At 64.0% G+C, this 18,626-nt stretch carries 18 protein-coding genes; 12 read left to right on the forward strand and 6 right to left on the reverse strand.

What is annotated here, in order from left to right:
• The first annotated feature begins 36 nt into the window (after window positions 1-36).
• The 4 genes from CRO48_RS11070 to CRO48_RS11085 all read left to right on the forward strand — a co-directional run bounded on the left by CRO48_RS11070 (window position 37) and on the right by CRO48_RS11085 (window position 5,003).
• On the forward strand, window positions 37-1,014 hold the full coding sequence (locus tag CRO48_RS11070) for a DUF2232 domain-containing protein (protein WP_097139137.1): 978 nt from the start codon (window positions 37-39) through the stop codon (window positions 1,012-1,014).
• Between the two features lie 22 nt (window positions 1,015-1,036).
• Window positions 1,037-1,612, forward strand: a complete 576-nt coding sequence (rplI, locus tag CRO48_RS11075) for a 50S ribosomal protein L9 (protein ID WP_097139139.1) — start codon at window positions 1,037-1,039, stop codon at window positions 1,610-1,612.
• 243 nt (window positions 1,613-1,855) lie between these two features.
• Window positions 1,856-3,082: an SAM-dependent methyltransferase gene (locus CRO48_RS11080; RefSeq protein WP_245423490.1), complete on the forward strand. Its 1,227-nt coding sequence runs from the start codon at window positions 1,856-1,858 to the stop codon at window positions 3,080-3,082.
• Window positions 3,083-3,500: 418 nt separating this feature from the next.
• On the forward strand, window positions 3,501-5,003 hold the full coding sequence (locus tag CRO48_RS11085) for a replicative DNA helicase (protein WP_097139143.1): 1,503 nt from the start codon (window positions 3,501-3,503) through the stop codon (window positions 5,001-5,003).
• Between the two features lie 72 nt (window positions 5,004-5,075).
• Here the strand turns inward: CRO48_RS11085 and CRO48_RS11090 are convergent, their stop codons facing one another.
• Window positions 5,076-5,681: a hypothetical protein gene (locus tag CRO48_RS11090; RefSeq protein ID WP_097139145.1), complete on the reverse strand. Its 606-nt coding sequence runs from the start codon at window positions 5,679-5,681 to the stop codon at window positions 5,076-5,078.
• Between the two features lie 211 nt (window positions 5,682-5,892).
• On the opposite strand from CRO48_RS11090, the gene alr reads away from it, so the two are divergent.
• The 7 genes from alr to CRO48_RS11125 all read left to right on the forward strand — a co-directional run bounded on the left by alr (window position 5,893) and on the right by CRO48_RS11125 (window position 12,468).
• Window positions 5,893-7,068 (forward strand): alanine racemase, encoded by a 1,176-nt coding sequence (gene alr / locus CRO48_RS11095; protein ID WP_097139147.1) that lies wholly within the window; start codon window positions 5,893-5,895, stop codon window positions 7,066-7,068.
• 49 nt (window positions 7,069-7,117) lie between these two features.
• Entirely contained in the window at window positions 7,118-7,384 is a 267-nt protein-coding gene (locus CRO48_RS11100) for a type II toxin-antitoxin system ParD family antitoxin (protein WP_097139150.1), read from the forward strand.
• Window positions 7,326-7,691, forward strand: a complete 366-nt coding sequence (locus tag CRO48_RS11105) for a type II toxin-antitoxin system RelE/ParE family toxin (RefSeq protein ID WP_097139152.1) — start codon at window positions 7,326-7,328, stop codon at window positions 7,689-7,691. Before CRO48_RS11100 ends, CRO48_RS11105 begins: the two co-directional genes overlap by 59 nt.
• The gene (gene radA, locus CRO48_RS11110; protein WP_097139154.1) at window positions 7,691-9,094 is read left to right on the forward strand and encodes a DNA repair protein RadA; all 1,404 of its coding nucleotides are present in this window, start codon (window positions 7,691-7,693) and stop codon (window positions 9,092-9,094) included. The genes CRO48_RS11105 and radA overlap by 1 nt, the downstream gene beginning before the upstream one ends.
• A 157-nt stretch (window positions 9,095-9,251) precedes the next feature.
• The gene (locus tag CRO48_RS11115) at window positions 9,252-9,878 is read left to right on the forward strand and encodes a CvpA family protein (RefSeq protein WP_097139157.1); all 627 of its coding nucleotides are present in this window, start codon (window positions 9,252-9,254) and stop codon (window positions 9,876-9,878) included.
• 250 nt (window positions 9,879-10,128) lie between these two features.
• Window positions 10,129-11,625 carry an amidophosphoribosyltransferase gene (purF, locus tag CRO48_RS11120; protein ID WP_097139159.1) on the forward strand — a complete coding sequence of 499 codons (1,497 nt, stop codon included), beginning with the start codon at window positions 10,129-10,131 and terminating at the stop codon, window positions 11,623-11,625.
• A gap of 102 nt (window positions 11,626-11,727) precedes the next feature.
• A complete protein-coding gene (locus CRO48_RS11125; RefSeq protein WP_097139414.1) occupies window positions 11,728-12,468 on the forward strand; it encodes an SDR family NAD(P)-dependent oxidoreductase in 741 nt (246 codons plus the stop codon).
• A gap of 79 nt (window positions 12,469-12,547) precedes the next feature.
• Here CRO48_RS11125 and CRO48_RS11130 read toward each other — a convergent pair whose 3' ends face one another.
• From CRO48_RS11130 to CRO48_RS11150, 5 genes are all read right to left on the reverse strand, one after another.
• Window positions 12,548-13,630 (reverse strand): HlyD family secretion protein, encoded by a 1,083-nt coding sequence (locus CRO48_RS11130; RefSeq protein WP_097139161.1) that lies wholly within the window; start codon window positions 13,628-13,630, stop codon window positions 12,548-12,550.
• A 9-nt stretch (window positions 13,631-13,639) separates the two neighbouring features.
• On the reverse strand, window positions 13,640-15,208 hold the full coding sequence (locus CRO48_RS11135) for an MFS transporter (RefSeq protein WP_407071920.1): 1,569 nt from the start codon (window positions 15,206-15,208) through the stop codon (window positions 13,640-13,642).
• Window positions 15,209-15,390: 182 nt separating this feature from the next.
• Entirely contained in the window at window positions 15,391-15,840 is a 450-nt protein-coding gene (locus tag CRO48_RS11140) for a MarR family winged helix-turn-helix transcriptional regulator (RefSeq protein ID WP_097139163.1), read from the reverse strand.
• A 174-nt stretch (window positions 15,841-16,014) separates the two neighbouring features.
• Complete coding sequence (gene pssA, locus CRO48_RS11145; RefSeq protein WP_097139165.1) at window positions 16,015-16,869, reverse strand: CDP-diacylglycerol--serine O-phosphatidyltransferase; 855 nt, start codon at window positions 16,867-16,869, stop codon at window positions 16,015-16,017.
• 88 nt (window positions 16,870-16,957) lie between these two features.
• Window positions 16,958-17,758, reverse strand: coding sequence for a phosphatidylserine decarboxylase (locus CRO48_RS11150; protein ID WP_342588261.1), 801 nt, complete (start codon window positions 17,756-17,758; stop codon window positions 16,958-16,960).
• A 113-nt stretch (window positions 17,759-17,871) separates the two neighbouring features.
• On the opposite strand from CRO48_RS11150, the gene CRO48_RS11155 reads away from it, so the two are divergent.
• Window positions 17,872-18,567, forward strand: a complete 696-nt coding sequence (locus tag CRO48_RS11155) for an extensin family protein (protein ID WP_097139170.1) — start codon at window positions 17,872-17,874, stop codon at window positions 18,565-18,567.
• Window positions 18,568-18,626 lie beyond the last annotated feature (59 nt).

Below are 18,626 nucleotides of genomic sequence, written 5' to 3' on the forward strand. Positions count from 1 at the left end.
AACTCCTCTAACTGTCTAAAAAGACAGGACAGCGCTGTGCAAAACTTGAACTGGACCTCGATTGCGACCGGGCTTGTCGCCGGTGTGACCGCTGCTCTGCTTTCGCTGAGCGCGAACGTCCAGTCGACCCTTGCCATCTTCTTTTTCGCCGGCTCGGCGCTGCCGATCCTGATTGCCGGCCTCGGCTGGGGCAATGCCAGCGCACTGACCGCCGTGATCGCCGGCGGTGCGGTTGCTGCAGCCATGGCTTCCTCGCATTTCGCGCTGCTGATCGTGATCATCACGCTGATCCCGGCCGGCTGGCTCAGCAACCTCGCCAACCTCGCCCGCCCCGCCACCGAGATCGGCGGCCCCGAGGACGCACTGGCCTGGTATCCGCTTTCGAACATCGTCACCCACCTTGCCGTCATGGTCACGCTCGGCATGATCGCCGTCGGCATGATCATCGGCTACAGCGGCGAACTCGCCAGCCAGATGGTCGACCTGATGTTGATGGCGTTGAAGGAGCAGGAGCCGCTCTACAATCCGGATCCGGCCACGATTGCGCAGATGAAGGCCATTTTCGGCCTCGCCCTGCCGCTCGTGCAGGGTGCTCTGTGGGTGATCCTGCTTTTTGCCGCCTTCTACATCGCCTCGGCCATCGTGCGGCTCTCGGGCAAGGGCCTGCGTCCGCGCGAGGACATGCCGACGTCGCTGCGCATGCACCGCAACGCCATCTTCATCTTCCTCGCCGGCCTCGTTTTGTGCTTCCTCGGCGGCACCCCGGCGATCATCGGCGCACTGGTCTGCGGCACGTTCGGCGCCGGATTCGTGCTTTCCGGCTTTGCGATCCTCCATCAGCGCACGCGCGGCAAGGCCTGGCGCCTTGCAGCCCTGTGGCTCGCCTATGCGTCGGTCGTGCTGTTCGCGCTGCCGGTGCTTTTCATCCTCATCCTAGGCCTGACGGATACGCGGCGCACGATTGCGCTGACGCCTGCGGCCGACAAGCCTCAATCGAAATCCAACAACACCTGAACATTAGAGAAAGGAACTCAACATGGAAGTCATTCTCCTCGAGCGCATCGCCAAGCTTGGCCAGATGGGCGAAACGGTAAAGGTCCGCGACGGCTTTGCCCGTAACTACCTGCTGCCGCTCGGCAAGGCGCTGCGCGCCAACGAAGCCAACAAGAAGCGTTTCGAATCCGAGCGCGCCACGCTGGAAGTTCGCAACCTCGAGCGCAAGTCGGAAGCCCAGAAGGTTGCCGAGAAGCTTGACGGCAAGGCCTTCGTCATCGTTCGCTCCGCAGGCGAAACCGGCCAGCTCTACGGTTCGGTCGCTGCCCGCGATATCGTCGATTCGCTTGCTTCGGAAGGCTTCAACATCGGCCGCAACCAGGTCGAGCTGAACACCCCGATCAAGGCGATCGGCCTGCACAGCGTCGTCCTGCACCTGCACTCCGAAGTCGAAATCGCCGTCCAGATCAACGTCGCACGTTCTGCCGAAGAAGCCGAGCGCCAGGCCAAGGGCGAGACCCTGACCTCGGCCGACGCCATCTACGGCGTAGACGAAGACGCACTGAAGCCGGAAGATTTCTTCGATCCGGAAGCGGACAACGAAGGCGAAGAAGCCTGAGACCACCTGCGGCCAGGCGGCGGGTACCCCGCCGCACCAGCACGCGGTTAACGCGAAAAACCCGGGTTGAAATCCGGGTTTTTTTGTTATCATTTAGGGAAATCAGACTGGAATGGCGGTCGGGCCGCTACCAGGCCGGTTACCCGACCAGACCCGCTCCGCCGCAGTATGCGATGGAGTGTGCTGATGAAGTTTGTGCTTGCTTCTACGGTTTCCCGACTGGTGCGACGCGGAAATCTGACGATGACATTCAGCGACGGTCGTTCGATGACGGCTGGCGACGGCACCGGAAAACCCGTTCACATCCGCCTCAACAGCAAACGCGCCGAGCGCGGTCTGGTCTTCGACCCCGCCTTCTATCTCGGCCATTACTACGGTACCGGCGATATCGATCTCGTCCAGGGCGACATGTACGACCTGCTGGAAACGGTGTTCACCGGCAATCCGGATTTCAAGTATTACGACAGCCGCTGGAACCGGCTTCTGGACCGGGCCCGCTATCTCATGCGCTGGCTGCGCGAGAGAAACGGCATCCGCCGATCCCGCAACAACGTCCAGCATCACTATGACCTGACCGGCGCCCTCTACGACCTGTTCCTGGATGAGGACAAGCAGTATTCCTGCGCCTATTTCGAAGATCCCGAACAAAGCCTCGACGATGCGCAACTTGCCAAGAAGCGGCATATTGCCGCCAAGCTGGCGATGGGGCGGCCGGGACTGTCCGTCCTCGACATCGGCAGCGGCTGGGGCGGCATGGCCCTGTATCTCGCCCGCAACCTCGGCGCACAGGTGACCGGCGTCACCCTGTCGAACGAGCAACATGCGGTCTCGAGCCAGCGCGCCAGGGACGCCGGGCTGGAGCAGGAAGTAAGCTTCCTGCTGGAGGACTACCGAAACGCGCCCGGCAGTTATGACCGGATCGTCTCGGTCGGGATGTTCGAGCACGTCGGGCGGCCGAACTACCTGACCTTTTTCCGCAAGGCCGCCTCGCTCCTGAAACGCGACGGGGTGATGCTGCTGCACACGATCGGGCGGACGGATGCGCCGGCCACCAACAACCCGTTCATCGAGAAGTACATCTTTCCGGGCGGATACATCCCTGCTCTCTCGGAGGTGATGCGGGCGATCGAGAAGTCCGGTCTCGGCGTCACGGACATCGAGATCCTGCGGCTGCACTATGCGGAAACGCTGCGGCACTGGCGCGAACGCTTCATGGCACGGCGCGACCAAGCCAAGGCGCTCTATGACGAGCGATTCTGCCGGATCTGGGAGTTCTATCTCGCCGCTTCGGAAAGCGCGTTCCGCTGGCAGAACCTCGTCGTGTTCCAGTTGCAGCTCGCCCACCAACAGGAAGCCGTACCTCTGACGCGGGACTATCTGGAGCGTGGCGAAGGCTGCCTGAAGGCGCGCGAGGGCGACGGCAAGGCCCGCGCGGGTGCGCGGAAGTTTCCACAGGAAGCCTCGATCTGAAGGACCCGGCCGGTGCCGCCGCGTGCCGGCCGCCTCAGGTCACGGGGTCGGAGTTGCTGCCGTCAGCACATCTGGAGGACGGCGCAGAAACGTGCGCCGCCAACGGCCGCCCCCCTGAAAGGCACGCAGCCGACCGCGGCAGCAAGGCAAGCCCCATCCCCGCGCCGCACTCCTGCCGCGCGAATCTTCTGCACTCTTCGTCAAGCTCGCTGCCGCGGTTTGCCGCTGGACGGGGGGAATTTTTCGCTGCTGTGGCCTTTGCGCAATGGAGCGGCTGTGGAAAGGTCGAAGACTGTGTCCAAGACTGATTCGGTGTCGCGCTACCGTCGCCCCGCATGAAGACGACGCTTGACCCGTGCGCCACCCCGGTTGAAAGCAGGCACTTCACTGCAAATGGGATTCGGGAGATTCGGGCCAGATGAACGACGCCGTACGTAAGCTTGCCAGTCCGGGCCGCGACGACCTAGGAGTGCACCATCGCGAGGCGCCGAACAACGTCGAGGCGGAGCAGGCGCTTCTGGGCGCCATCCTGGTCAACAACGACGCCTACTACCGCGTCTCGGACTTTCTCAAGCCGATCCATTTCAACGAGCCGCTGCACCGGAAGATCTTCGAGCTGGCCGGCGACACGATCCGCATGGGCAAGATCGCAACGACGATCACGCTGAAAACGCATCTGCCGGCCGACGGCCGCGTCGGCGACCTGACGATACCGCAGTACCTCGCGCGCCTTGCAGCCGAAGCGGTGACGATCATCAACGCGGAAGACTATGGCCGCGCCATCTACGATCTGGCGCTGCGCCGCTCGCTGATCACCATCGGCGAGGACATGGTCAACATCGCCTATGATGCCCCGCTCGACATGCCGCCGCAGAACCAGATCGAGGACGCCGAGCGGCGCCTGTTCGAACTGGCGGAAACCGGCCGCTACGACGGCGGCTTCCAGTCGTTCAACGATGCGGTTGCGCTCGCCATCGACATGGCCGGTCAGGCCTTCGAGCGCGACGGCTCGCTGTCGGGCATTTCCACCGGCATCCACTCGCTCGACGCCCGCATGGGGGGCCTGCAGCGCTCGGACTTGATCGTGCTCGCTGGCCGTCCCGGCATGGGCAAGACCTCGCTTGCCACCAACATCGCCTACAACATCGCAGCCGCCTATGAGCCGGAGGTGCAGGCTGACGGATCGTTCAAGGCAAAGAACGGCGGCGTCGTCGGCTTCTACTCGCTCGAAATGTCCTCCGAACAGCTTGCGACCCGTATCATCTCCGAGCAGACGGAAGTTTCGTCTTCGAAGATCCGCCGCGGCGATATCTCCGAGGCCGATTTCGAAAAGCTCGTCGCCTGCAGCCAGATGATGCAGAAGGTGCCGCTCTACATCGACCAGACCGGTGGCATCTCGATCGCCCAGCTTTCCGCCCGCGCGCGCCGCCTGAAGCGCCAGCGCGGCCTCGACTGCCTCGTGGTGGACTATATCCAGCTGATGACCGGCTCGGGCAAATCCAGCGACAACCGCGTGCAGGAAATCACCCAGATCACCACCGGCCTGAAGGCGCTGGGCAAGGAACTGAACGTTCCGATCATCGCGCTTTCACAGCTTTCGCGTGGTGTCGAAAGCCGCGAGGACAAGCGGCCGCAGCTCTCCGACCTTCGCGAATCGGGCTCGATCGAGCAGGACGCCGACGTCGTGCTGTTCGTGTTCCGCGAGGAGTACTACGTGAAGAACCTCGAGCCGCGCGATGAGTTCGACCCGAAGTACGAAGAGTGGAAGATGAAGATGGAGCAGGTGAAGGGCACGGCCGACGTGATCATCGCCAAGCAGCGTCACGGACCGACCGGCACGGTGAAGCTCGCCTTCCAGTCCGAATTCACCCGCTTCGCCGATCTCGCGGACCCCTCGTTCTCGCAGTACGAGGAACACTGAACAACCGCGTCCCGCTCGCAAGCAGCTGAAGGGCCCCGGCAGCAGGGACGCGGCGCCGCATCGCCTGCCCGCTCAGCGGACAACGGCCTCAATGCCGCACTTTCGTCCCATCAGCTCCAGCGCCGCGCGAACGCGCGCGGCCTGCTGGTCATCGATCATCGATATATCCAGGCGGTCCTCGCAGGCACTGGCCGCACCTCTGGAGGCGCCGTCGAGGGAAATGCGCGTGGTGCAGCTCAATCCACGGCCCTCCAGCACCATCTGTCGCGCGCCGGGGTCGGCGGGCGCCAGCGGATTGTGTTCCGCAATCAGGTCGTCCACCGACGCGTAAGCGACGGCGTGTTCGACCTTGCGCAGGTCCACGCGCGTCAGGGACAGCACCGCCCAGCCGCCTGGCGATTGCAGCGCGGACGTTGTCCGTACGAGGCAGGCGTTGCCGCTGACTTCCAGGCGGGTGACCAGGCGCGGAGCCTGCGCACTGTCGGGCGAGGAACGATAGACGTCCGTCTCCCCGTCCGTGACCGGCTCCTCCCCTTCCAGATCGAGGCCAAGCAGCGTCGCATAGGCGTGGCGGACGTCGATTGAGGCGGGATCGACGGGCTCGTGCGCCTCTGGTGCCTGAAGCGGCGCAGCAAAGATCGTGATGGCAATCACCCCTGTGGCGAGAAATCTGTTCATCGGATAGGCTCTGGTTCAATACGGCGTCGGTTCTCGCCGCGACGAGAATCCCGTTGCCAAAGAACCCACATCCACAACCCGTGTGCAACCGGGAACGAAGGTGGCGCGCAACGCATCCCCCGTTTGTCGTTCCGCGCCGCCGCCGCGATGAATACCCGCCTCCGCCCTCAAGCCTGTTGCTGCTGAATGCCGGACCTTGTATTCCAGAGACATGACGAAAAGTGCCGACGCCTCCACCATCTCGTCCTTTCCTGCCGGCCAGATCGGCGAAGAAGCCGCCAGACTGACCGTCGATCTCCAGGCGCTCGCCGACAACTGGCGTCTGATGGCAAAGAAATCCGGCAAGGCAAGAACGGCGGCGGTGCTCAAGGCGGATGCCTACGGGATCGGCCTGGAAGCTGCGGCGCGAACGCTTTACCGCGCCGGAGCGCGCGATTTCTTCGTGGCGACGCCGGCGGAAGGCCGGGCGTTGCGCCCGACTGCTCCGGACGGCCGCATCTTCGTTCTCTCGGGCATGTGGGCCGGATCGGAGGATCTGTTCTTCGAACACGATCTCGTTCCCGTCATCGCTTCCAGCGAGCAGCTCGCAGTGTTCATGGCGGCGATCGCAGAGCGCGGGGACTATCCGTGCGCCCTTCAGGTCGACACCGGCATGAACAGGCTGGGGCTGTCGCCCGGCGAAGCGCTGGCGTTGGCGAACGATCCCGTGCGACCGGCGAGCTTTTCCCCGGTGCTGATTCTCAGCCATCTCGCCTGCGGCGACGACCCGCTGCACCCGATGAACCGGATGCAGCTCGACCGCTTCCGCGCCGCCGCGCGTGCCTTCGACGGCGTGGAGGCGAGCCTTGCCAATTCCGCCGGCGTCTTCCTCGGCGAGGATTTCCACTTCGACCTGACCCGGCCCGGCATTTCCGTGTATGGCGGTGCAGCCGTCAACGGCGAGCCGAATCCCATGAAGCCGGTCGTTACCGCCGAGGCCCGCATTCTGCTGGTGCGCGAGGCCAGGATCGGCGAAGCGGTCAGTTATGGTGCCACCGCGGTGCTTTCGCGCGACAGCCGCATCGCAGTTGCGGCCATAGGCTATGCGGACGGGTACCTGCGAAGCCTGTCGGGCGCCGGGGTGCCGCTGCGCCAGACGGTGAGTTCCGGGGCGAAGGGCTATCTTCACGGTCGCCATGTGCCCCTGATTGGCCGGGTTACCATGGACCTCACCCATTTCGACGTGACCGACCTCCCGGCAGGCTCGGTCCGGCCCGGCGACTTCATCGAGCTGTTCGGCCCGCACATGCCGATCGAGACCGTGGCCAAGGCGGGCGGCACGATCGACTACGTGCTGCTGACCAGCCTTGGCACCCGCTACCGCCGCGACTATATCGAGGCACGGTAGGAACTGTTCTCCCCCTGTGTTAAGCTCAGCGAGAGCAGCGGAGGTCGGCATGTCGAACGCAAAGAAATCCATCGTCGTCGGCGAACATTTCGAAGCCTTTATCGACGAGCAGGTCAGCTCGGGCCGCTACAACAACGCCAGCGAGGTCGTGCGCGCGGGGCTGCGCCTGCTGGAGCGGGACGAACTGCAGCTCACCGAATTGCGGCGGCTGATCGAGGAGGGAGACGCCGACATCCGCTCCGGCCGCTTCCACGAATATGACACTGCCGAGAGCCTGCTGGACGATATTGTCCGTCGGTCGGAGTCCGGCCATTAAGCGCCGCCGGGTCGCTTATACAACGACGGCGCGCGCCGATCTCCGTGCCATTCATCGCCACATTGCCCATCAGGACCCGCCCGCCGCCGACCGCTTCATTCTCGATGTCCACGCGAAAATGCTTCACCTCGCCGATCTCGGCCTGACCGGTATCGATCGCCACGAAGTCAGCCCGGGTTTGCGATCCTTTGCTTATCGCGACCGGGCGGTGTATTTCCGGCTGACCGATTCTCATCTCCATATCATCCGCATCCTTCACGGCCGGCAGAGCCTGTCGCCGGACGACTTCACCGAAAGCGAGACCTGATGGCCAAGGCGCGCACCCAATTCGTCTGCCAGAACTGCGGCACCGTGCATGCGCGCTGGGTCGGCAAATGCGACGCCTGCGGCGAATGGAACACCGTCGTCGAGGAAGACCCGATGGGCGGCATCGGCGGCGGCCCGGGCAAGACGCCGAAGAAGGGCCGCGTGGTCGCGCTGACGACGCTGTCCGGCGAGATCGAGGAGGCGCCGCGCATCGAGACCGGGATATCCGAACTCGACCGGGTCACCGGCGGCGGCTTCGTGCGCGGCTCGGCGGTGCTGGTCGGCGGCGATCCGGGCATCGGCAAGTCGACCGTGCTGATGCAGGCGGCCGCCGCCCTCTCGCGGCGGGGCCAGCGCGTCATCTACGTCTCGGGCGAAGAGGCCGTCGCGCAGATCAGGCTTCGCGCACAGCGGCTGGGCGCTGCCGAGACCGACGTGCTCCTGGCAGCAGAGACCAATGTGGAGGACATCCTGGCGACGCTGGCCGATGGCAAGCGGCCGGATCTCGCCATCATCGATTCGATCCAGACGTTGTGGAGCGACATCGTGGAATCCGCACCCGGCACGGTGACGCAGGTGCGCACCGGCGCACAGGCGATGATCCGCTTCGCCAAGCAGACGGGGGCCGCCGTCGTGCTCGTCGGCCACGTCACCAAGGAGGGCCAGATCGCCGGTCCCCGCGTCGTCGAGCACATGGTGGACGCCGTTCTCTACTTCGAGGGCGACCGCGGCCACCACTACCGCATCCTGCGCACGGTCAAGAATCGCTTTGGCCCTACCGACGAAATCGGCGTGTTCGAAATGTCAGACAAGGGGCTGCGGGAGGTCACCAACCCCTCCGAACTGTTTCTCGGCGAGCGCAACGCAAAGGCACCCGGTGCTGCCGTCTTCGCCGGCATGGAGGGCACGCGGCCGGTGCTGGTGGAGGTTCAGGCGCTGGTCGCGCCGACCTCGCTCGGAACGGCGCGGCGGGCCGTCGTCGGCTGGGATTCGGCCCGGCTTTCGATGATCCTTGCGGTGCTGGAGGCCCATTGCGGCGTGCGGCTCGGCCAGCACGACGTCTATCTCAACATCGCGGGCGGATTGCGCATCTCCGAACCCGCCGCCGATCTCGCCGTGGCGGCAGCCCTCGTTTCGTCACTGGCCGGCCTTGCCCTGCCGGCGGATTGCGTCTATTTCGGCGAAGTCAGCCTGTCGGGCGCCGTCCGGCCGGTCTCGCACACCGGCCAGCGCCTGAAGGAGGCGGAAAAGCTCGGCTTCTCGCAGGCGGTGCTTCCCGCCGGTTCCGCCGAGCTGCCCAAGGGCAATGGCGGGCGCTGGGCAGAGATCGACAGCCTGCCGGACCTGGTGGCGAAAATCGCCGGTTCGAAGGGCGCATTGACGCGGCCGACCGACGAGGACTGATGCGCAAGCGGCAAGCCGGCCGCGAAATAGGCAAAGCTTTGTGGAAACAGTTCGTTGCCGATGAACCGAATTGAGACGCCGCTGACGCGATCGGCTAAGGTGCCGGTGCAATTCGCGTCCGGGTCGATAGACATTTCTGGTCTGGAGTAAGACAAACATGCCCATCACACTTCTCGACGGCATCGTCATCGGCGTTGCGCTGTTTTCGGCAGTGCTTGCGATGGTGCGCGGCTTCTCGCGCGAGGTCCTGTCAGTCGCAAGCTGGGTGGGAGCCGCCGCTGCCGCCTACTTCCTCTATCCCGTGCTCGTTCCCTATGCGAAGGAGTATACGGCAAGCGATACCGTCGCGATCATCGGCTCGGCCGGCGTCGTCTTCCTCGTCGCGCTTATCGTGATCTCCTTCATCACCATGCGGATCGCCGACTTCATCATCGACAGCCGCATCGGCGCGCTCGACCGCACGCTGGGCTTCCTGTTCGGGGCGGCGCGCGGCATCCTGCTCGTGGTCGTCGCCATGCTGTTCTTCAACTGGCTGGTGACACCCCAGCAGCGCCCAAGCTGGATCGAGAGCGCAAAGTCCAAGCCGCTGCTCGACAATCTCGGAAGCAAGCTGGTGGCACTGCTGCCGGAAAACGCCGACAACGAGATCCGCGACCGCCTGCTCGGCCGCCGCGCACCCGCCGAGGGCACCGAAACGCCGACCGACGGCACGGACGGGACGACAGGGCGGGCTCCCGCCACCGGCGAGGAGCCGGCAGAGGACGCCCCCGCAACGAACGGATGACGATGCAAGGCTGCTCCGCATTTTTCGCGAGAGCAGCCGCAGCGAAAATCTGGTAGGGTAAAAGCAGCTACCACTGAAGCCTCCGGACTTCGGTGGTAAAGTCGTTAAGGAATACACATATAGGCATCGCGGTCAGGCGAAGTGAATTCGGGCCGCGCCACACGCATTTCCGGTGAAGAAGCCGACACGGCGCCGGATGAAGCGAACTTAAGTGCAACCCAGTACCGTCCCGATCAAAGGCTTGCAGCACATGACCGAACTATCCGTTTCCGCCCACCGTTCCGACAGCGATCTGGACGGCGATACGCTTCATGAAGAATGCGGCGTCTTCGGCATTCTGGGCCATCCGGACGCAGCCACGCTGACCGCACTTGGCCTGCACGCCCTGCAGCATCGCGGCCAGGAGGCGGCCGGCATCGTCACCTTCGACGGCAAGCAGTTCCACAACGAAAAGCGCATGGGCCTCGTCGGCGACCACTATACCGACCCGGCGACGCTGGCCAAGCTGCCCGGCTTCATCGCGATCGGCCATACCCGCTATTCCACCACTGGCGAGGTCGCCCTTCGCAACGTCCAGCCGTTGTTCGCCGAGCTTGAAGTCGGCGGCATCGCCATCGCCCACAACGGCAACTTCACCAACGGCCTGACGCTCCGTCGCCAGTTGATCGCCGGCGGCGCCATCTGTCAGTCGACCTCCGATACCGAAGTCGTGCTGCACCTGATCGCCCGGTCGCGCTATACCTCCACCGCCGACCGCTTCATCGATGCGATCCGCCAGATGGAGGGCGGCTATTCGATGCTGGCGATGACGCGCACGAAGCTGATCGCCGCACGCGATCCGATCGGCATCCGCCCGCTGGTCATGGGCGAACTCGACGGCAAGCCGATCTTCGCTTCCGAAACCTGCGCACTCGACATCATCGGCGCGAAGTTTATCCGCGACGTAGAGAACGGCGAGGTCATCATCTGCGAGGTCCAGCCGGACGGCTCGATCTCGATCGACGCCCGCAAGGCCGGCACCGGCCAGCCCGAACGGCTCTGCCTTTTCGAATACGTCTATTTCGCGCGGCCGGATTCGATGGTCGGCGGCCGCAGCGTCTACGTCGCACGCAAGAACATGGGCATCAACCTGGCAAAGGAATCCCCGGTCGAGGCCGACGTCGTCGTTCCGGTGCCCGACGGCGGCACGCCGGCAGCCTTGGGCTATGCGCAGGAAAGCGGCATTCCGTTCGAATACGGCATCATCCGCAACCATTATGTTGGCCGCACGTTCATCGAGCCGACGCAGCAGATCCGCGCCTTCGGCGTGAAGCTGAAGCATTCGGCAAACCGGGCGATGATCGAGGGCAAGCGCGTCGTGCTCGTCGACGATTCCATCGTGCGCGGCACGACTTCGCTGAAGATCGTCCAGATGATCCGCGACGCCGGCGCAACCGAGGTGCACCTGCGCGTGGCAAGCCCGCGCATCTACTATCCGGATTTCTACGGCATCGACACGCCGGACCGCGAAAAGCTGATCGCCAACCAGTACGACAGCCTCGAAGCCATGTGCAAATATATCGGCGCGGATTCGCTGGAGTTCCTTTCGATCAACGGCCTCTATCGCGCCGTCGGCGGCGAGGACCGTAACGACACCCGGCCGCAGTTCACCGACCACTACTTCACCGGCGACTACCCGACGAGACTCCTGGACAAGGATGGCGAGACGATGGGTCGCAAGGTTTCCGTGCTTGCCAGCAACGGCTAAGGCACGCTTGCGGTTTCCATTTCGGAACGAACGCTTTAGAAGGCTGCGGTAACGCGGCCTTTTTCTTTATCTTCTGGCCGGCACGGATATGGGACGGACATGATGGATATCGATCTGAAGGGCAGGATCGCGCTGGTCACCGGCGCCTCGCGCGGCATTGGCTATTTCACGGCACTCGAACTCGGCAGGCGCGGCGCGCATGTGATCGCCTGCGCGCGCACGGTCGGCGGACTGGAAGAACTGGACGACGCCATCAAGGCCGTCGGCGGCAGCGCTACGCTGGTGCCCTTCGATCTGGCCGACATGGCCGCGATCGACAAGCTCGGCGGCTCGATCTTCGAGCGCTGGGGCAAGCTCGACATCCTCGTGGCCAATGCCGGCGTGCTCGGTACCATCTCGCCGATCGGCCATGTCGAGGCGAAGGTGTTCGAGAAGGTGATGAACATCAACGTCACCGCCACCTGGCGGCTGATCCGCTCGGTGGAACCGCTGCTTCTGAAATCCGACGCCGGCCGCGCGCTGATCTTGTCATCGTCCGCCGCACACAAGTGCAAGCCGTTCTGGGGCCCCTACTCCGCCTCCAAGGCGGCCGTCGAGGCGCTGGCGCGCACCTGGGCGGGCGAGACGCAGCGCACGCCGCTGCGCATTCTCTCGGTCGATCCGGGCGGAACGCGGACGGCGATGCGGGCGCAGGCGATACCGGGCGAGGATCCCTCGACCGTGCCCCATCCTTCCGAGGTGGCCCAGGCGCTCATGCCGCTGGTCAGCCCCGAGATGACCGAGACCGGAAAGCTGTTCATCGTCCGCGAGAAGAAGATCGTCGACTACCACATGCCGAGCTGAGAACCGCGGCAGAATTCGGACAATCGAAAGCCCCGCGCATCTGCCGGATACGCGGGGCTTTTCATTGCGTCGCCCGGCTTCAGCCCTGTGGCTGGGCGACCGTTCCCGCCGCCGCCGTATCGGTTGCGCCCCCCACGACGGTGCGGACAACCACCGAGAGCCCCGGCGCCAGGTACTTCGCCTGCTGCTGGCCGGGGTCGATCGCGATGCGCACCGGAACGCGCTGGGCGACCTTGGTGAAGTTGCCTGTGGCGTTGTCTGGCTTGATGACACTGAATTCCGAGCCTGCGGCCGGAGAGAAGCGCTCGACATGGCCATGCAGCTGCACGTTGTCGAGTGCATCGACGGTGAAGGTCACGGCCTGACCGGTACGGATGCGGCTAAGCTGTGTCTCCTTGAAATTGGCGATGATCCACGTCCCCTCCGGCACCACCGCCATCAACTGCGTTCCGGCTGACACATACTGGCCGAGCTTGACGCCGACCTCGCCGACAACCCCGTCACGCGGCGCGGTGATGCGGGTATTGGTTAGATCGATCTCGGCAAGCTCAAGCGCCGCCTTTGCGCCGGCGACCGCCGCCCGCAGCGCGTCGCGCCCGACGATGATCGATTGCAGGTCCTGATTTGCAACTTCCACCTGGGCCTTGGCCTGGCTGACGGCGGCTTCGGCCTGATCCAGCGTCGCACGGCTCTGCTCCCGCTCGCTTTCGGAGACGACACCCTTGCCGGCGAGACGCTCGACACGGTTCCAGTTCTCGTTGGCGCGACGCAGGGCCGATTCGGCACTGTCGACCGCGGCCTTGCCGGCGCCGATCTTCGCCTGGCCCGCCCGCTCCTGCTGGAGCGAGTTGGCGAGTTCGGCCTCCTGCGCCGCAAGCGTCGCCTTGGCCTGGTCCACCTTCTGGCGGAAGATGCGGTCGTCGAGGCGGGCGAGCACCTGCCCCTCCTTCACCGTCTCATAATCCTTCACCGGCACGTCGACGATGTAGCCGGACAGTTGCGGGCTGATGAGCGTGACCGAGCCGCGCACATAGGCGTTGTCGGTGACCTGGACTTCACTTTGGAACGGCGGCAGGTCCCAGGCGTAGAGGACGAGCGTCACCCCGCCGACACCCATGGCGACGGCGATGGCGGATGCGAGATTTGTCAGAAGTTTTTTCATGGCATTTACTCAGGCGGCGACCGGCGCTTCTGCGCCATGGCGGTCGCGGATACGGTTCTTGATTGCGTTGAAGGTGACGTGAGCGAGCAGGCAAAGGGCCGCACCCGCCGAAAGAACGCTGATCAGCAGGAAGACGTCGTTGTAGGCGAGCACATTTGCTTCGCGGGTGATCTGCTGGCTCAGAAGATTGGTGCCTTCGGCCTTGAGAAGCGCGCTGTCGGTCAGGGTATGCCCGTAAGCGGCCGAAAGCTGGCTGACACGGCTGGCGACGATCGGGTCCGTCATCGTGATCGTCTGCGCCAGAATATTGGAGTGGAACTTCTCCCGCAGCGTAATCAGCGTGCCGAACGCGGCAGACGCCATCTGCGCGCCGAGGCTCTGGGTCGCCAGGAAAAGGATGATGAAGGAGAAAATGTAGTTCGGCCCCTTCTTCAACGCGTTCGCGAGCCCCTGTCCCATGGTGAGAGGCAGAAACATGGCGGAAGCAACCGCAATCATCCCCTGGCTGAGATAGATGTCGTGCGGCCTGGTCAGGTTGGTGGCGCGGCTGTCCATGAAGGCGCCGATCGCGATCAGGGCCAGACAGAACAGGTGAATGTGCGGTTCGCGCCCGGGTTTGATGACGAGCGCGCACAGCAAGCCGCCGAACACGGTCGAGACCGCGATCACGGAATAGAGGCCGGTCAGCTGGTCGGCCTGCAGGCCGAGGATGAGGAAGAAGTTGGTGGCCGACGCCGTCTGTTCGGTCAGAAGCAGGCGAAACAGCAGCAGCACCACGGTGAAATGCACGATCTCGGGGCTCGTCAGCCAGCGAATGTCGAAGAACGGCTGCTTCCGGTTCAGCTCGATCAGGGCGGCCGCGGCAAGGCAGATGAACGATACGACCAGCGCCTTTCCGATCCAGGGCGCCTCCAGCCACCAGTAGAGCCGTCCCGTCGTCAGGACCATGGCCAGCGCGGCGAAGCCGACAGCGACGAACAGGTAGCTTATGACGTCCAGCGGCTCGATCACCTTCGCGCGCGGCGGGGAGGCAAGCGGCACAAGATAGATCGCCCCGAACGCCATCATGGCGAGGCCGAGTTCGAACAGATAGAGGGCATGCACACCGCCAAGATCGAAGAGGGCCGGAAAAAGCACTCGCGTCAGCGACGGCATGAGCGCGATATTGGTCAGCGCAGCCGTGAGCCCATATGTGAGCTTATGCTGGGGCGATACTTTCTCGATCATGTAGAGAAAGGCCAGTCCCGACATCGGGGCTGCGGCGATGCCGGCAATGAAGCGGATGGCGATGGCCGATTGGAGGTCGGTGACGAACAGATGCAGGATGGACACGAGCACGAAGACGCCGATGCTCCATTCAGCAAACGTCCGAATGCCGAACTGCTGTCGGACCTTGATAAGCGCCACCGATAGGCTGACATTCGGTGCCAGATAGGCTGCGATCAACCACGTGGCTTCCGTCTGCGTCGCGCTGTAGGCCCCTTGGAACTGCGGCAGGTTGCCGGCGATCATGTTCATCCCGAAGCCCTGGGCGAGCGCCAGCAGCGTGGATGCGCAGAAATAGGCGAAGGCCGGCATGGTTCGGGTCGGTGCGGCGGCGGCCGGCGGTACCGGCGCGGCTTGTTCTGCTTCGGAAGCAGGTTCCTGTGCCGCCGAGAGATCTGCCGGAGCGAGGTCGTCGTTCGCTGGCGCGGGTCGGGCGGACGCGGTCGTTGCGCCGCTGCCGATCTCCTGGTCGTTGATGGTAACCGCGCGCATGGTCACACGCTTTCCCGACAGGAGGTGGACGCGCAGGCGGAGATATTCCGCAGCACCCGCAGCGTCGTCGCCATGTCCTCTTCGCTGACCCCTTTCAAGAGGTCGCGCCTGAGCTCATGCGCCAATTCCTGTATTTCGCGGGCCACGATCTGACCGCCAGATGTCATGAAGATCTGCTTGGCGCGGCGGTCGCCGTCGACATTGCGGCGCTCGATGAAATCCTGCTTCTCCATGCCGTCCAGAAGGCGGACGAGCGTCGGCGTTTCGATATCCAGCTCCTCGGCAAGCTCGCGCTGCGTCAGGCCCTGCCGCTTCGACAGTATGAGCAGGGTGCGCGCGCGGGACAGCGTCAGCCCCCTCTCCTTCACCCGCGCGTCAAACAGCGCCCGCATCTTGCGGCCAGCACGTGAGAGTTCTTCGAGGATGACATCATTGGGGCTTGAGGCGGACATTTCATAGCTCGTATATAATTAGCATGCTATCGAATAGCATGGTAACTATCACGGCGAAGGATGCTTTTCAATGGCAAGGCAGCGGATGGAATTGCAAGGCTGATGCCCGGCATTTGCATGCCGCGCCGGACAGCCGCTAAAGGCGGAAATTGCTCGCAAGGGAAGCGCGAAGCCTCAGTGTTCGTCTTCGCCCTCGCCGGCGAACTGGTTTTCCACCGCCGTATCGGTCGACGGCCAGCCGCCGTACTTGCGATACCAGGCACGCGCGCCGAACGGAAGGGACGCCAGATAGAGCGCCACCGTCACCACCATGGTCTCCCAGGTGAAGCTCATCAGCGTCGCGACATAGATGACGACGACGAGCATGACGGGCAGGACAAGGTCCCTGCGAATGCGGCTACCCTCGGACTTGCCGGACCAGACCGGAACACGGCTGACGAGCAGAAAGGCGATCAGGACGGTGTAGGCCGAGGAGATCAGCGCGAAGGGGGTGCTGGGGGGAACGCCCAGGAAGCCGACATAGACGGGCAGGAGCACGAGCATGGCGCCGGCGGGAGCCGGCACGCCAACGAAGTACTCCGATTGCCAGCTCGCCTTGTTCTCCCGCTCGGACATGACATTGAAGCGGGCCAGCCGCAGGCCGGCGGCAATGGCGAAAATCAACGCGGCGATCCAGCCGATGGAGCGGGCCTGGTCCAGCACGAAGACATAGAGCACCAGCGCCGGCGCCACGCCGAAATTGACGATGTCGGCCAGCGAATCCATCTGCACGCCGAACTTGGACGTCGCCTTTAGCAGGCGGGCGACGCGCCCGTCGATGCCATCGAGGAAAGCCGCCAGTAGCACCATGGCGACGGCGAGTTCGTAGCGGTTCTCGAAGGCAAGGCGGATGCCGGTCAGGCCGGCGCAAATCGCAAGGATCGTGATGAGGTTCGGAATGATGACCCGTAGCGGAATCTGCCGCAGGCGGGGCCCGCGGGCTTCATCATTGGGTCCGTTCGGTTCATAGGGGTGAAACGGCGTCTTCATCTCGTATCGCTTTGCTGGAGCGGCAGGGCGCACGACGTCTGGCGTCGACGGATCAACGTATCCGACATCGTGCGCGCGCCTCGATCTGTCAACCCCGGCGCCCCAGTGTCGGCCCCTTGGCAGAGCCGAATTCGGCCAGCACAGTCTCGCCTGCGATCGCCGTCTGCCCCACGGAGACACGCGCCTCGGCGCCGGCCGGAAGGAAGACGTCGAGCCGCGAGCCGAAACGGATCAGGCCGAAACGCTCGCCGGCTTCGAGATGATCGAACGTCGATGTCCAGCAGACGATGCGGCGCGCCACGAGGCCGGCGATCTGGACGACGCCGATCTCGCCGTGGGCGGTGTCGATGACGAGACCGTTGCGCTCGTTCTCCTGGCTGGCCTTGTCAAGTTCGGCATTGAGGAAGCGGCCGGCGCGATAGGCGATCCGACGCACGCTGCCGCGCATCGGCGAACGGTTCACGTGACAGTTGAAGACATTCATGAAGACGGAGATGCGCAGCATTGGCTCCGAGCCGAGTTCCAGCTCGAGTGGCGGCGTCACCATGGCGATGGCAGAAACGCGGCCGTCAGCCGGGCTGATGACGAGATCCGGATCCTGCGGCGTCACGCGTTCGGGATCCCGGAAGAAGTAGGCGCACCAGGCTGTCAGAATGAAGCCGATCCACATCAAAGGCTCCCACAGGAAGCCGAGGATCACCGACACCACGAAGAAGGCGGCAACGAACTTCCACCCGTCGCGATGGACGGGAACCAGCGTGTTACGCACCGTATCAACCAGACTCATGCCATGCTTCTCCGCTTTTACGTGCCTTGCAACTAGCGCGAAACCGGCGCGGTAGCAATGCGGCGGGGCAAGTTGCCGTTCCTCCGGGAGAGGCATCCACATCTGAACAGGGCGCCATGCAACTTCCAAGGCCCATAATGGCCACCAGACGGCGGTGGCTGAATGATTATTTTGGTTGTATAGATATTTTATACAATCAAAGGTAGGAGGATGACATGGCACTTACCCGCGTCGACAGGATTTCAGGACTGCCTCTCTATTACGACCGTTTCAACGGTAGCTCCTACGGCCGCACTGCCGTGCCGATGCGCCCCTACATCGATGCGGATTTCCTGGCGCAGTGCACAGCCTGCTTCGATGATCTGAAAGCAGTGCTGGCCGCCGGGGAGTTCGACATTGCGCAGGTCTGGAGCGGTGGCGTCGGCCGGGAGGGAAGCGGCGCCTCCTATCACTACAGAAACAGGGCTTTCGACCTGGATGCCCTCATCTTCGCCGACGGCACCCGATGGGTGGCAAAGACCTTTCCCGAACGGCCGTTTCTCTATCTGGCGATCGAGGCGGTGCTGCGGCTGCATTTCGGCACCGTGCTCAATCACGACTACAACAGGGCCCACGAGGACCATCTTCACTTCGACAACGGCTCGGCCCCGCGCTTCAAGCGCGACGCGCGCAGCCATGTCATCTTCGTCCAGTATGCGCTGACGAAGCTGTTCAACCAGAGCGTCGGCGATGCCGGCGCAGACGGGGTCTTCGGGCCGGAGACCGAGCAGGCGCTCAACCGGGTCCGCCGGCAGCTCGGCATCGGCAGCCTGAGCGAGAAGGAAAACTGGTTCGCCTTTCTGCGGACGGTGGCAAAGGCTGCGCTTGCCAGCGAACGAGGCATCGTCCATGCCCCGGAACTGGTGAGTTGAGGCATGTGGCGCAAGAGCGTGCAGCGGTGTTGCGACCCTGACATGCGCAGAAGCCATGC

Source organism: Rhizobium subbaraonis (assembly GCF_900220975.1).
Taxonomy (GTDB): Bacteria; Pseudomonadota; Alphaproteobacteria; order Rhizobiales; family Rhizobiaceae; genus Mycoplana; species Mycoplana subbaraonis.